The organism is Mycobacterium sp. Aquia_213 (assembly GCF_026625985.1).
Lineage (GTDB): Bacteria > Actinomycetota > Actinomycetes > Mycobacteriales > Mycobacteriaceae > Mycobacterium.
In genome coordinates, this window is record NZ_CP113116.1 from 2,368,829 (window position 1) to 2,382,630 (window position 13,802).

General features: G+C 69.0%; 12 protein-coding genes. 9 read left to right on the top strand and 3 right to left on the bottom strand.

Annotated elements, in window-relative coordinates; genetic code table 11:
- Window positions 1–13 precede the first annotated feature (13 nt).
- From mraZ to LMQ14_RS11125, 4 genes are read left to right on the top strand one after another with little or no spacing between them, the layout of a single operon-like run.
- A complete protein-coding gene (gene mraZ / locus LMQ14_RS11110) occupies window positions 14–445 on the top strand; it encodes a division/cell wall cluster transcriptional repressor MraZ (protein WP_267734783.1) in 432 nt (143 codons plus the stop codon).
- Complete coding sequence (gene rsmH / locus LMQ14_RS11115) at window positions 420–1,646, top strand: 16S rRNA (cytosine(1402)-N(4))-methyltransferase RsmH (protein WP_267734784.1); 1,227 nt, start codon at window positions 420–422, stop codon at window positions 1,644–1,646. Before mraZ ends, rsmH begins: the two co-directional genes overlap by 26 nt.
- Complete coding sequence (locus LMQ14_RS11120; RefSeq protein WP_267734785.1) at window positions 1,643–2,956, top strand: hypothetical protein; 1,314 nt, start codon at window positions 1,643–1,645, stop codon at window positions 2,954–2,956. The genes rsmH and LMQ14_RS11120 overlap by 4 nt, the downstream gene beginning before the upstream one ends.
- Complete coding sequence (locus LMQ14_RS11125; RefSeq protein ID WP_267734786.1) at window positions 2,953–4,992, top strand: peptidoglycan D,D-transpeptidase FtsI family protein; 2,040 nt, start codon at window positions 2,953–2,955, stop codon at window positions 4,990–4,992. The genes LMQ14_RS11120 and LMQ14_RS11125 overlap by 4 nt, the downstream gene beginning before the upstream one ends.
- 32 nt (window positions 4,993–5,024) lie before the next feature.
- Here the strand turns inward: LMQ14_RS11125 and LMQ14_RS11130 are convergent, their stop codons facing one another.
- The 3 genes from LMQ14_RS11130 to LMQ14_RS11140 form a co-directional block, all read right to left on the bottom strand.
- A complete protein-coding gene (locus LMQ14_RS11130) occupies window positions 5,025–5,858 on the bottom strand; it encodes a MerR family transcriptional regulator (protein ID WP_267734787.1) in 834 nt (277 codons plus the stop codon).
- Window positions 5,859–5,862: 4 nt separating this feature from the next.
- A complete protein-coding gene (locus LMQ14_RS11135; RefSeq protein ID WP_267734788.1) occupies window positions 5,863–6,228 on the bottom strand; it encodes a nuclear transport factor 2 family protein in 366 nt (121 codons plus the stop codon).
- A 73-nt stretch (window positions 6,229–6,301) separates the two neighbouring features.
- Window positions 6,302–7,399, bottom strand: coding sequence for an FAD-dependent monooxygenase (locus LMQ14_RS11140; RefSeq protein WP_267734789.1), 1,098 nt, complete (start codon window positions 7,397–7,399; stop codon window positions 6,302–6,304).
- 72 nt (window positions 7,400–7,471) lie between these two features.
- Between LMQ14_RS11140 and LMQ14_RS11145 the strand changes: the two genes are divergently transcribed.
- The 5 genes from LMQ14_RS11145 to murD all read left to right on the top strand — a co-directional run bounded on the left by LMQ14_RS11145 (window position 7,472) and on the right by murD (window position 13,798).
- Entirely contained in the window at window positions 7,472–8,086 is a 615-nt protein-coding gene (locus tag LMQ14_RS11145; protein ID WP_267734790.1) for a TetR/AcrR family transcriptional regulator, read from the top strand.
- Window positions 8,087–8,195: 109 nt separating this feature from the next.
- Entirely contained in the window at window positions 8,196–9,740 is a 1,545-nt protein-coding gene (locus LMQ14_RS11150; RefSeq protein ID WP_267734791.1) for a UDP-N-acetylmuramoyl-L-alanyl-D-glutamate--2,6-diaminopimelate ligase, read from the top strand.
- On the top strand, window positions 9,737–11,272 hold the full coding sequence (locus LMQ14_RS11155) for a UDP-N-acetylmuramoyl-tripeptide--D-alanyl-D-alanine ligase (protein WP_267734792.1): 1,536 nt from the start codon (window positions 9,737–9,739) through the stop codon (window positions 11,270–11,272). Before LMQ14_RS11150 ends, LMQ14_RS11155 begins: the two co-directional genes overlap by 4 nt.
- Window positions 11,269–12,348 (top strand): phospho-N-acetylmuramoyl-pentapeptide-transferase, encoded by a 1,080-nt coding sequence (gene mraY / locus LMQ14_RS11160; protein ID WP_267734793.1) that lies wholly within the window; start codon window positions 11,269–11,271, stop codon window positions 12,346–12,348. Before LMQ14_RS11155 ends, mraY begins: the two co-directional genes overlap by 4 nt.
- Window position 12,349: 1 nt before the next feature.
- Complete coding sequence (gene murD, locus LMQ14_RS11165) at window positions 12,350–13,798, top strand: UDP-N-acetylmuramoyl-L-alanine--D-glutamate ligase (RefSeq protein WP_267734794.1); 1,449 nt, start codon at window positions 12,350–12,352, stop codon at window positions 13,796–13,798.
- The last annotated feature ends 4 nt before the right edge of the window (window positions 13,799–13,802 follow it).

A 13,802-nucleotide genomic window follows, 5' to 3' on the forward strand; every position in this document is an offset into this window, starting at 1 on the left:
AGGAGGTGAGCAGGTGTTTCTCGGCACCTACACGCCCAAGCTCGACGACAAGGGGCGACTGACGTTGCCCGCCAAGTTCCGCGACGCGCTGGCAGGGGGGTTGATGGTCACCAAGAGCCAAGATCACAGCCTCGCCGTCTACCCGCGGGCGGAATTCGAGGAGCTGGCCCGCCGGGCGAGCAAGACATCTCGAAGCAACCCGGAAGCCAGGGCGTTCCTGCGCAATCTGGCCGCCGGCACCGACGAGCAGCATCCCGATGCCCAGGGCCGCATCACCTTGTCGGCCGACCACCGCCGCTACGCGAACCTGTCCAAGGACTGCGTGGTGATCGGGGCGGTCGACTACCTGGAGATCTGGGATGCCCAGGCCTGGCAGGACTACCAGCAAACGCACGAAGAGAACTTCTCCGCTGCCAGCGATGAAGCACTCGGTGACATCATCTGAGGCGCATGCCCGTGCATCGTGGCCTCTGCCCGAACCGACCCTGGCGTACTTCCCCAACGCCAGGTTCGTAACTTCGGACAGGGACCCCGGTGCAGGGGCGGCCTTCCTCAGGGCCGTTCCTCATTCTGACGTGATCCTCTGGACCCGGGGAGGTGTTGCGGTGGCCGACAAGCCAAATGATCTCGGGCCGAACGACTTCGGGCATGTACCTGTGTTGCTGGAGCGCTGCGTCGAACTGCTCACCCCGGCGTTGACCCGCCACCACCCCGATGGATCCGGCGCGGTGCTCGTCGATGCGACGCTTGGCGCGGGCGGGCACGCCGAACGATTCCTGACCGAACTTCCGGGCCTGCGTTTGATCGGGCTCGACCGTGATCCCAGCGCCCTGGACATCGCCGGCGCCCGGCTGGCGCCGTTCGCCGACCGGGTCACGCTGGTGCACACGCGCTATGACGGCATCGACGAGGCCCTGTCCGAATCCGGTTATGCTGCAACCGAATCGATCGACGGGGTGTTGTTCGATCTGGGCGTCTCCTCGATGCAACTCGACCGCGCCGAGCGGGGCTTCGCGTATGCCCAGGACGCGCCGCTGGACATGCGGATGGATCCGTCGTCGCCGCTGACGGCGGCCGACATCGTCAACACCTACGACGAGGCCGAGCTGGCCAACATCCTGCACCGCTACGGCGAGGAGCGGTTCGCGCGCCGGATCGCCACCCACATCGTCCGGCAGCGAGCCCGCACCCCGCTGCGCTCGACGGCCGAGCTGGTCGCCCTGCTGTACCAGGCGATTCCGGCTGCGGCGCGGCGCACCGGCGGGCATCCGGCCAAGCGCACCTTCCAGGCGCTGCGGATCGCGGTCAACGACGAGCTGGACACGCTGCGCAGGGCCATTCCGGCCGCACTGGACGCGCTCACCGTCGCCGGACGCATCGTGGTGATGGCCTACCAGTCGCTGGAAGACCGGATCGTCAAACGCGAGTTCGCCGACGCGGTCGCCTCCCGCACGCCGGTGGACCTCCCGTTCGAGCTGCCCGGCCGCGGCCCGCGATTCCGTTCGCTGACCCGCGGTGCCGAACGCGCCGACGCCGAAGAAATCGAACGCAACCCTCGCAGTGCCGCCGTGCGACTACGGGCCTTGCAACGGCTGGAACACGAGGGACAACCACAGCACCGGGTGACCAAGAAGGGCGACTCATGAGAGCGAAGGCCAAGCGCGAGACGCCGAAACGCCGCGGCGACCGTCGCGGTGGGCGTGACGTTGCTGCCCGTAAGACCAGGCGCAACGCGGTGGACTCGACGGCGCGGCGGACTCGGCCTGCGCAGGGTTCGACGGCGCGCGAGGCGCGGGCATCCAAATCCGGCCCGCAAACCAGCCCCAATGCCCGGCCGGTCGAGCGGCCGGGTCGTCCCAAAAGTAGTGGGCAAGCCAGGGCGCGCGCCAAGGCGCGGAAGGCTAAGGCGCCCAAGGTTATTCGGCCCCGCCTCGCCGAGCGGCTAGCGATCCGGCTGTCCGCGATCGACCTGCGGCCGCAAACACTGCTGGCCAAGGTTCCGTTCGTGGTGCTGATCATCGGTGCACTCGGGCTCGGGCTGGCGCTGACGCTGTGGCTGTCCACCGATTCCGCCGAACGCTCCTATCAGTTGAGCCACGCTCGCGAGAAGACCCGGATGCTGCAGCAGCAGAAGGAGGCGCTGGAACGCGATGTGCGCGAGGCCGAGGCCGCACCGGCGCTGGCCGAGGCGGCCCGCAAGCAGGGCATGATCCCGACGCGCGACACCGCTCACCTGGTCCAGGATCCGTCCGGCAGCTGGGTGGTGGTCGGCACACCCAAGCCCGCTGACGGCGTCCCGCCGCCGCCGCTGAACACCAAGCTGCCCGACGAAGGCGCGCAGCTGCCCGCGAAACCGGCGGCGGTGCCGCCGGAAGTCTCGGTTCGCGTGCAGCCGGATCCCGGTGCTGCTCTGGTGCCGGGCAGGCTCGGCGGGCCCGAAGCGCTGCTGCGCGCTCCGGACGGCTCGACGACGGTGGGTGGCCAGCATCTGCCGCCGGCCGCGCCGCTGGTGCCCGGCGCGCCGGGTGCGCCCGGTGGCCCGATTAGCGGGCAATTCCCCGGTATGCTGCCGACGCCGGGGTTGCCGGCACAAGGACTGCCGACACAAGGACTTCCCACGCAAGGACTTACGACGCAAGGACTTCCGGCACAAGCGCTGCCGGCCCAGGGGCTGCCCACGCCGGGCCTGCCGATGCCGGGGCTGCCCGCGCCGGTCGGCCCAGCGGCCGCTCCGGTGCCCGCCGAAGTGCCGATACCGGTTGGCGGACTGCCGCTTACGGTACCGGCGCCTGCGCCGCTGCCTGCCGAAGTGCCGGTTCCCGTGCAGCGCGCGCCGCAGGGCGGTGTCCCGGTCCTGCCGGGCCTGCCGGGGCCGCAGGCCGCACCGGGGTTCGCACCGAATAACGGCGCGCAGTTCGCGCCGCCGGGCGCCGCGTTGCCAGGGCCCGCCCGGTGAGTCGCGGCGAGGACGGCCGGACACGGCGGTCGCGACCGACGCGCGGCCCGCGGAAACCGCAGGGAGCCAAGGACGTCCGGCAACCGAGCCGCACACGCAAGCCGGAGAAAGCGCAAAAGGGCCGAGATGCGGAGGAAACCAAGGGATTCCGCAAGGCCAAGAAATCCGGGGATGCCGCGCTTGGTCATTCGGCACGCGAACGGCGCACCCGGCAGGCCGTCGAGGCGGGCACCCGCGGCGCCTCGTTCGTCTTCCGGCATCGCGCCGGCAACCTGGTGATCTTGGCGCTGACGCTGGTGGCAGCCGCACAGCTGTTCGTCCTGCAGGTGACCAACGCGCCGAAGCTGCGGGCTCAGGCCGCCGGCCAGCTCAAGGTCACCGACGTCTCGAAAGCCGTCCGCGGCAGCATCGTTGACCGCAACAACCAGCAGCTGGCGTTCACCATCGAGTCGCGTGCCCTGACGTTTCAGCCGAAGAGGATCCGCCAGCAATTGGAAGAGGCCAAGAAGAAGAACCCGGCCGCTCCCGATCCGCAGGCTCGGCTGCGGGATATCGCCAAAGAGGTTTCCAGCCGGCTGAACAACAGGCCGGACTACGCGACGGTGCTGAAGAAGCTGCAAACCGAGGACAATTTCACCTATTTGGCGCGTGCCGTCGACCCGGCCGTCGCCAGCGCGATCTCGGACAAGTACCCCGAGGTCGGCTCCGAGCGGCAGGATCTGCGCCAATATCCGGGCGGATCGCTGGCGGCCAACATCGTCGGCGGTATCGACTGGGACGGTCACGGCCTGCTCGGACTCGAGGACAGCATGGACTCCGTGCTGTCCGGAACCGACGGTTCGGTCACCTACGACCGCGGCTCGGACGGCGTGGTCATTCCGGGCAGCTACCGCAACCGGCACAAGGCGGTCAACGGCTCGACCGTCCAGCTCACCATCGACGACGACATCCAGTTCTACGTGCAGCAGCAGGTCCAGCAGGCCAAGAATATGTCTGGGGCGCACAATGTTTCGGCCGTCGTCCTGGATGCCAAGACCGGTGATGTGCTGGCCATGGCCAACGACAACACCTTCGACCCGTCCCAGGACATCGGACGTCAGGGAGACCGGCAACTGGGCAACCTCTCGGTCTCCTCGCCGTTCGAGCCGGGCTCGGTGAACAAGATCGTCACCGCTTCCTCGGTCATCGAATACGGCCTGTCGAATCCCGACGAGGTGCTCCAGGTCCCGGGCTCCATCAACATGGGCGGTGTCAACATCCACGACGCGTGGGACCACGGCGTGATGCCGTACACCACCACCGGCGTGTTCGGGAAGTCGTCCAACGTCGGAACGCTGATGCTGGCCCAACGTGTTGGCCCGGAACGCTATTACGACATGGTCCGCAAGTTCGGGCTGGGGCAGCGCACCAACGTCGGACTGCCCGGTGAGAGCGCCGGGCTGGTGCCGCCGATCGACCAGTGGTCGGGCAGCACGTTCTCCAACCTGCCTATCGGCCAAGGTCTTTCGATGACCCTGCTGCAGATGACGGACATGTACCAGACGATCGCCAACGACGGGGTGCGGATACCGCCGCGAATCATCAAGGCCACCATCGCTTCCGACGGCACCCGGACCGAAGAAGCGCGCCCGGAAGGTGTTCGGGTGGTTTCGCCGCAGACCGCGCAGACCGTGCGGCAGATGCTGCGCGCTGTCGTGCAACACGACCCGATGGGTTACCAGCAGGGCACCGGACCCGCGGCCGCGGTGCCCGGCTACCAGATGGCCGGCAAGACCGGTACCGCTCAGCAAATCAACCCGGGCTGCGGCTGCTACTTCGACAACGTGTACTGGATCACCTTCGCCGGGATGGCCACGGTCGACAACCCGCGCTACGTGATCGGGATCATGATGGACAACCCGGAGCGCAACGCGGACGGAACGCCCGGCCACTCGGCGGCCCCGCTGTTCCACAACATCGCCGGCTGGCTGATGCAGCGGGAGAACGTCCCGCTGTCACCCGACCCGGGGCCGCCGCTGCTCCTGCAGGCGACCTAGCCGCGGCGACATGACACCAGACGCTCGTCTGCTCAGCGTGACGGGTGTTTTCCCGGCGCGTCGATGATCGGCCAGGCGATTTCGGTGCGCCATTCGGTGGCGTCGGTGCTGTGGCTGTGGTCTCGGTGGTAGTACTCGCGTAGTTGCCAGCCGACGGTGAGTTCGTGCTCGGCGATGTAGGAACCCAACTGCGCATAGGCCAGGTCGATATCGTCGTGCGATCCGTGATGCGTGGTCACCGCCACCTCGGCCGCGGGGATAACCAGGGGTTTGATCTTGCCCAGTTCGCGCGGTGTGGTGACTGGGAGGTAGACGATGGCTTCGCCGGGTTCGTGCTGAAACAGGCATTCGTCATAAAGGCCGCCGGCCGGCCCGGTGACGTGGATGCGGTTCTCATCGACCGCGGCACGCAATTCGTAAAGGGCGTCGCGCCACCAGCTTTCGATATCCGAAGGGTCGCGGATGTCGGCGGTGATGGCCAGCGCTGGGTAACTTGATTCGGCCCGCCGACGCACCGGGTCTGGGCCGGGCGCGCTGTCGAGCAAGGTGCGCAGCGAATGCACGGCGGCCTGCGTCTTGACGAGCTCGGCCTCGAGCCGATCGATGTGAGCGGCGATCAAGGAGTCGCGCTCGCTTGTGGCGCGCGCGGCGATGACGGCGCGGACGTCGGCGACGGGCATTTGCAGATCGCGCAGCCGACGAATCAGCTGCGCGGTCGGGAGTTGTTCCAGGGCGTAATACCGATAGCCGGTGTGCGGGTCGACCTCGGCCGGTTCCAGCAGTCCGACCTGGTGGTAGTGCCGGAGCGTCTTGACACTCAGGTGGGTCATCGTGGCGAAGCGTCCGACGCTGACGGTTCCGGTCATGACGTCAGTACTGGGGCGCGGTGTTATTCACGATGAACAAAGTAGCGATCTTGCCGTCGCGGACCCTGATGTAGTTGGTCATGATCAGCGGGTCGGGTAGCCCCGTTTTGTCGTAGTCACCTTCGTAGCGGCACCGCACGCACCACATGCCGGCATTGTCGACCGCCTCCACGGGCTCCACTGTGACGTGGGCGCCGGTCAACTCTTTGGCCACGAAAGCCCGGATGCGCTGGCGTCCCCAGAACTCCCGCGCATCGTCATTGACGAGGGCATCGTCGGCGAAGGTTTCCATAATGGCGTCCACGTCGAAGCTGTTGATCGCTGCGATATGCGAGGCGATCACCGGGTCTAGCGCCGGCTGTGTAGTCATGATGCTCTCCTAGATCGTTGTCGATTTCGAATGACTGACAGCGACAACCGTCTGCTCTCCCCCCACGGGAGGGTCAAGCCGGGCGCAAGCCGCGGTTGCGCGCGTCGATCTGTTCCTGCGTGGCCGGCACCAGGCGGTCACCGCCGGGCGCCGCCGTCGCCTGGGAGCGGACCGCGTGGGGCCGCTGCTCGTGCTCGTATTGCTGGAATGCCGCGGGGATGTCGCCGGGATGGTCACGCAGGGCCTGGGCGAGAAACCATGCGCCGGTCAGGGCCAGCGCGGTGCCGCGGCCGGAAAGCGGTGAGGCGCAGTGCGCGGCGTCGCCGACGAGGACGACGCGGCCGCGGTGCCAGTTGGGCATGTGAATCTGGCTCACCGAGTCGAAGTAGAGCTCCGGATCGCGCTGGGCGGCGTCGACCAGTTCGGGGACCCGCCACTCGTGGTGGCCGGCGAAGGCGGCGGTGAGAATGCGCTTCTGCGCGGTGAGGTCGTGGTAGTCGTACTCGATCCAGGGCGACCGAAACAGCAAGACCGCCAACGCTTTATCGGCATAGGCGGCGATGCCGGCCAGGTGATCGGGGAAGTTGTACATCGGGTTGATGCGCCCGGATGGAACGTAATCGGGCAGGTCGGCCAGTGCGGTGTAGAACCCGAGGTGGTGCAGAAACTGTTGCTCGGGCCCGAACGTGAGCCGCCGGGCGGCCGAATGCATGCCGTCGGCTCCCACGAGCAGGTCGTAGCGGTCGGCGCCACCCGAGTTGAAGCGGACGTCGACGCCGCGATCGTCGTCGTCGATCGCCGCGACGGACTCGCCGAACCGCAGCTCGACGGATGGCCCGAGGTGGTTGTGCAGGATGTTGGTGAGGTCTTCGCGGGGGATCTCGATGTCGTCGGGGGAGTCACCGAAGTCTTCGGGCATTTCGGCGACCACGGCACCGGATGCGTCGACGAACTGCACGCGTTCGGTCATGTCGATGCGGCGGTCGCGGATCTGGCCCAGCACGCCCATCTTGTCGGCCACGGCGATCGAGTCACCGCGAATGTCGATGGGCGAGCCGTTGACCCGCAGATGGTCGGCGCGTTCGACGATGGTCACATCGTGGCCGTCGGCACCGAGATCGATCCCCACGCTGAGACCCGCGACACCGCCGCCGGAGACGAGAATGCGCATCGGAATAGCTCCTCCCAAATTTAAGATACGGTCTGTATCCTAGAAACATAGGTCTCAGCGTTAGGAAACGCAATGTCTCTTAACCGCGGTGTTGCGCCGCAGCGTCGGCGCGGGCGGGCATTGGAAGAGGCGCTGCTGGCCGCCGCGTGGGAGGAGCTGACCGAACGCGGCTACGACGACTTCACCATCGACGCCGCGGCCGCGCGGGCCGGCACCAGTCGTGCGGTCCTGTACCGGCGGTGGTCCAGCAAGCAGGAGCTGGTGCTGGCCACCTTGGCCCACGCGGCGGGCAAAGATGTGGTGGTCGCCCCCGACACCGGGAGCCTGCGTGGCGACGTGATCGGCCTGCTGCAGCAGGCCAACAAGGTCAGGATCGGATTGGCCGCCCAGGTGTTCATCCAGCTCGGTAGCCTCTACCGCGAAACCGGCACCAGCCTGGCCGATCTCAGTGCCTACGTCCAGGGTGGCCGGGACACCGCGATGGAGCAGGCCATCCAGCGCGCCGTCGATCGCGGCGAGATCGAGCGCGAACGCGTGACCGAACGTATCGGACGTCTACCCGCGGACCTGTGGCGTCACGAAATCCTGACGACGCTGCAACCGCTGCGCGACGATGCCATCGAAGAGATCGTCGACACCATCTTTTTGCCCCTGCTGGGCGTGCGGACGCCCAAATCGCAGCCTTGACGTAACGCGCCTGTGCAGCGCGTGCGTGCCTCCGGCCCGGGTGCGTCTCGATAGGGTGTCATGGCTGATCATGGCGATCGCGCGGCGTCCCAGGGAGGTGTGACCGGAAGTGCAGGAGTCCACTGAGCTGCGCCCCCGCCGGGGTGCGGGTGTGCGACTGCCGGCGCTGGCGGCTCAGGTGGGCGCGGTGCTGGCCGATGGCGGCGCCGTTCCGGACGTGCCGATCACCGGCGTGACGTTGCGTGCCCAGGACGTGTTGCCCGGTGACCTGTTTGCCGGACTGCCCGGTTCGGCGACGCACGGCGCCCGCTACGCCGGCGACGCGATCGGGCGTGGCGCCGTTGCGGTGCTCACCGATGCCGCCGGGGTTGCCGAGATCGGCGCCCCCGCCGTGCCGACTCTGGTGCACCCCGCGCCGCGCGGCGTGCTCGGCGGGCTGGCGGCCACGGTGTACGGAAACCCGTCCGACCGCGTGACGGTGATCGGCATCACCGGCACCTCCGGAAAAACCACCACCACCTATCTGGTCGAGTCGGGTCTGCGCGCCGGCGGCCACACCGCGGGGCTGATCGGCACGATCGGCATCCGCATCGACGGCGCCGACATCCCCAGCGCCCTGACCACTCCCGAGGCCCCGGCGCTGCAAGCGATGCTGGCCGCGATGGCCGAGCGTGGGGTGGACACCGTCGTGATGGAGGTGTCCAGTCACGCGCTGACGCTGGGTCGCGTCGACGGAACCCGTTTCGCCGTAGGCGGATTCACCAACCTGTCCCGCGACCACCTGGACTTTCACCCCACCATGGCCGACTACTTCGACGCCAAAGCGCTGCTGTTCGACCCGGCCTCGCCGCTGCGCGCGGATAAGGCCGTGGTGTGCGTCGACGACGACGCCGGGCGCGCGATGGCCGACCGGGCCACGGACCCGATCACGGTCAGCGCCACCGGCCAACCGGCGCACTGGCGCGCGACCGACATCGGGCCGCTCGGGTCCGGGCTGGGGGCCGGGCAAGAGTTCACCGCCGTGGACCCCGCCGGGGGGCGACACCGGATCGGCATTCGGCTGACGGGTGCCTACAACATCGCGAATTGCCTTGTGGCACTGGCGATTCTCGACGCCGTTGGCGTCTCCCCGGAGCAGGCGGCAGCCGGGCTGCGCGACACCCGTGTTCCGGGCCGGTTGGAAGAAATCGACCGCGGCCAGGATTTCCTCGCCCTCGTCGACTACGCGCACAAGCCCGGCGCATTGCGCGCGGTGTTGACCACCCTGCTGCAGCCGGGTCGGCGGCTGGCGGTGGTATTCGGCGCCGGCGGCGACCGCGACCCGGGCAAGCGGCGGCCGATGGGCGCCGTCGCCGCCGAGCTGGCCGACGTGGTCGTCGTCACCGACGACAACCCGCGCAGCGAGGACCCCGCGGCGATCCGCCGCGAGATCATGGCAGGCGCAGCCGAAGCCGGGTCCACGGCGCAGCTGGTCGAGATCGGCGACCGGCGCGAGGCGATCAGGCATGCCGTCGACTGGGCCGGTCCCGGCGACGTGGTGCTGATCGCCGGCAAGGGCCACGAAACCGGGCAGCGCACCGGCGATGTGGTCCGCCCGTTCGACGACCGGGTGGAGCTGGCCGCCGCTCTGGATGACCTCAAGGCACGCCGATGATCGACCTGACCGTCGCGCAGATCGCCGAGATCGTCGGCGGCACCCTGGCCGACATCTCGCCGCAGGACGCCGCCGAGCTCCGCGTCACGGGGACAGTCGAATTCGACTCCCGGGCCGTCGGCCCCGGCGGGCTGTTCCTGGCGTTGCCGGGCGCGCGCTCGGACGGACACGACCACGCGGCCTCGGCGGCCGAGGCCGGTGCGGTGGCGGTGCTGGCCGCGCGGCCGGTCGGGGTACCCGCCATCGTCGTCACGCCCGAAGGTGCTTCCGGATCGCGGGCCGGGGTGCTCGAGCACGACCCCGACGGCTCGGGTGCGGCGGTGCTGAACGCGCTGGCCAAACTGGCGAAGGTGGTGGCCGAGGAGCTGGTGGCCGGCGGGCTGACCATCATCGGGATCACCGGCTCGTCGGGGAAGACGTCGACCAAGGACCTGGTGGCCGCGGTGCTCGAACCACTCGGCGAGGTGGTCGCCCCGCCGGGATCGTTCAACAACGAGCTGGGTCATCCCTGGACGGTGCTGCGCGCGACGCGGCACACCGACTACCTGGTTTTGGAGATGTCGGCACGCCATCCGGGCAATATCGCGGCGCTGGCGCAGATCGCCCCGCCCGCGATCGGCGTGGTGCTCAACGTGGGCACCGCGCACCTTGGTGAGTTCGGCTCGCGAGAGGCGATTGCACGCACCAAATCAGAACTGCCACAAGCTGTTCCGTCGTCCGGGGTGGTCATCCTCAACGTCGACGACGCGTCCGTGGCGGCGATGGCGCACGTCAGCTCGGGATGGGTGGTTCGGGTCAGCCGGGACAGCCACACCGATTCGGGCCCCAGCGACGTCTGGGCCGAGGGCGTGTCGCTGGACGAATTGGCCAGGCCGCGCTTTACCCTGCACGCGATGGACGCGCGCGGCGCTCTGGAGGTCGAGGTGCAACTCGGCGTATACGGCGAACACCAGGTCACCAACGCGCTGTGCGCCAGCGCGGTCGCGCTGCAGTGCGGCGCGAGTGCCGAGCAGATCGCCACATCGCTGGCCGCGGCCGGCCCGGTGTCGCGGCACCGCATGCAGGTGACCACCCGCGCCGACGGGGTGACCGTCATCGACGACGCCTACAACGCCAACCCCGACTCGATGCGGGCGGGACTGCAGGCGCTGGCTCAGATCGCGCGCGGCGGCCAGACACCACGGCGCAGCTGGGCGGTGCTGGGCGAGATGGCGGAGCTGGGTGAGGACGCGATAACCGAGCACGATGGCATCGGCCGGCTGGCGGTGCGCTTAGATGTGTCTCGACTTGTTGTCGTGGGAACTGGGAGGTCGGTAACCGCCATGCACCACGCTGCGGTCATGGAGGGCTCGTGGGATGCCGAGGCCGTGCAGGTGGCCGACGCCGACGCCGCCCTGGAGTTGCTGCGGGCCCAACTGGAACCCGACGACGTGGTGCTGGTGAAGGCGTCGAACGCCGCCGGACTCGGTGCGCTGGCCGAGGCGCTGGCCACTGCGGGTCCAGCAGGCACTGCGGGCGAGGCTCGCCCGTGAGACAGATTCTGGTCGCCGTCGCGATCGCCCTGACCGTGTCGATTCTGCTGACCCCGGCGCTGATCCGGCTGTTCACCAAGCAGGGATTCGGTCACCAGATTCGTGAGGACGGCCCGCCGAGCCACCACACCAAACGCGGCACCCCGTCGATGGGGGGCGTGGCGATCGTGGCGGGTATCTGGGCCGGCTACCTGGGCACCCACCTCGCCGGGCTGGCTTTCGACGGCGAGGGGGTCTCCGCGTCGGGTCTGCTGGTGCTGGGCCTGGCGACCGTGCTGGGCGGCGTCGGCTTCCTGGACGACCTGATCAAGATCCGCAGGTCACGCAACCTGGGGCTGAACAAGACGGCCAAGACGGTCGGGCAGATCCTGGCCGCGGTGCTGTTCGGGGTGCTGGTCCTGCAATTCCACAATGCCAACGGCTTGACGCCGGCCAGCGCGGACCTGTCGTACGTGCGTGAAATCGCCACCGTCACACTGGCTCCCGGGCTGTTCGTGTTGTTCTGCGTGCTCGTCGTCAGCGCCTGGTCCAACGCCGTCAACTTCACCGACGGTCTCGACGGGCTGGCCGCGGGCTGCATGGCTATGGTCACCGGTGCCTACGTGTTGATCACCTTCTGGCAGTACCGCAACGCGTGCGCCACCGCGCCGGGCCTGGGCTGCTACAACGTGCGCGACCCGCTGGACCTGGCCCTGGTCGCCGCCGCGACCGCGGGCGCGTGCATCGGCTTTTTATGGTGGAATGCCGCGCCCGCCAAGATCTTCATGGGCGACACCGGTTCGTTGGCGCTGGGTGGCATCATCGCGGGGCTGTCCGTCGCCAGCCGCACCGAGTTGCTCGCGGTGGTGCTGGGTTCGCTGTTCGTCGCCGAGGTCGTCTCGGTGGTGCTGCAGATCCTGACCTTCCGGACCACCGGGCGCCGGGTGTTCCGGATGGCGCCTTTCCACCACCATTTCGAGTTGAGCGGCTGGGCCGAAACGACGGTGATCATCCGCTTCTGGCTGCTCACCGCGATCGCGTGCGGCCTGGGCGTGGCGCTGTTCTACGGTGAATGGCTCGCCACGGTCGGCGCGTGACATGCCCGGGCTCGAACCACTCGCGGCGGGTGCGCCCGTCCTGATCGCCGGTGCCCGGGTGACCGGCCGGGCAATCCTGGGTGCGCTGAACCGGTTCGGCGCCGCGGCCACGCTGTGCGACGACGATCCGGCGATGCTGCGCCCGTACGCCGAAAGCGGTGTTCCGACAGTCGATCCCGCGACGGCGGTTGCGCAGATCGCGGAGTACGCGCTGGTGGTCACCAGCCCCGGGTTCCAGCCGTCGGCGCCGGTGCTGGCCGCCGCCGCGACGGCGGGCGTGCCGATCTGGGGTGACGTGGAGTTGGCCTGGCGCCTCGACGCCGCGGGCTGTTATGGGACGCCGCGCCGCTGGCTGGTCGTCACCGGCACCAACGGAAAAACCACGACGACGTCGATGCTGCATGCCATGTTGATCGCCGGGGGACGGCGCAGCCTGCTCTGCGGCAACATCGGTGACCCCGTGCTTGACGTGCTCGACCAGCCGGCCGACCTGCTGGCCGTCGAACTGTCGAGTTTCCAACTGTTTTGGGCACCGTCGCTGCGGCCCGAGGCGGGGGTGGTGCTCAACATCGCCGAGGATCACCTGGACTGGCATGCGTCGATGGCCGAGTACACCGCGGCCAAGGCCCGGGTGCTCAACGGCCGGGTCGCGGTGGTCGGGCTGGACGACAGCCGCGCCGCCGCGCTGCTGGGCACCGCGGCGGCGCCGGTACGGGCGGGTTTCCGGCTGGGCGAGCCGGCCACCGGCGAGCTCGGGGTGCGCGACGGTCGGCTGGTCGACCGCGCGTTCGCCGCCGACCTGGCCCTGCTGCCGGCGGCGTCCATCCCGGTGCCGGGCCCGGTCGGCGTGCTCGACACCCTGGCCGCGGCGGCGCTGGCCCGCAGCGTCGGCGTGCCCGCCGAGGCGATCGCGGAGGCCGTCTCAACGTTTCAGCTGGGCCGGCATCGCAGCGAGGTCGTCGCGGTGGCCGACGGGATCCGGTACGTCGACGACTCGAAGGCGACCAACCCGCACGCCGCCGAGGCGTCGGTGATGGCCTACCCGCGGGTGATCTGGGTGGCCGGTGGTTTGCTCAAGGGCGCGTCGCTGGACGCGGAGGTCGCCAGAATTGCGTCTCGGCTGGTCGGCGCGGTGCTCATCGGCCGTGACCGCCAAGAGGTTGCCGAGGCGTTATCGCGACACGCGCCCGATGTACCCGTGGTCCAGGTTGTGACAGGCGAGGATGCTGGTATGCATGCGACTGCTGATACTGATGTGACAAAAGTTGACAGTGTGGGGGACAGTCTCGGCGCTCGCGTAATGACCGCAGCTGTGGCGGCGGCTCGTGATTTGGCAAAGGCGGGCGACACGGTGTTGCTGGCGCCGGCGGGGGCGTCGTTCGACCAGTTCAGCAGTTACGCCGACCGCGGTGACGCATTCGCGGCCGCCGTACGCGCGGCGCTGCGGTAGGCGG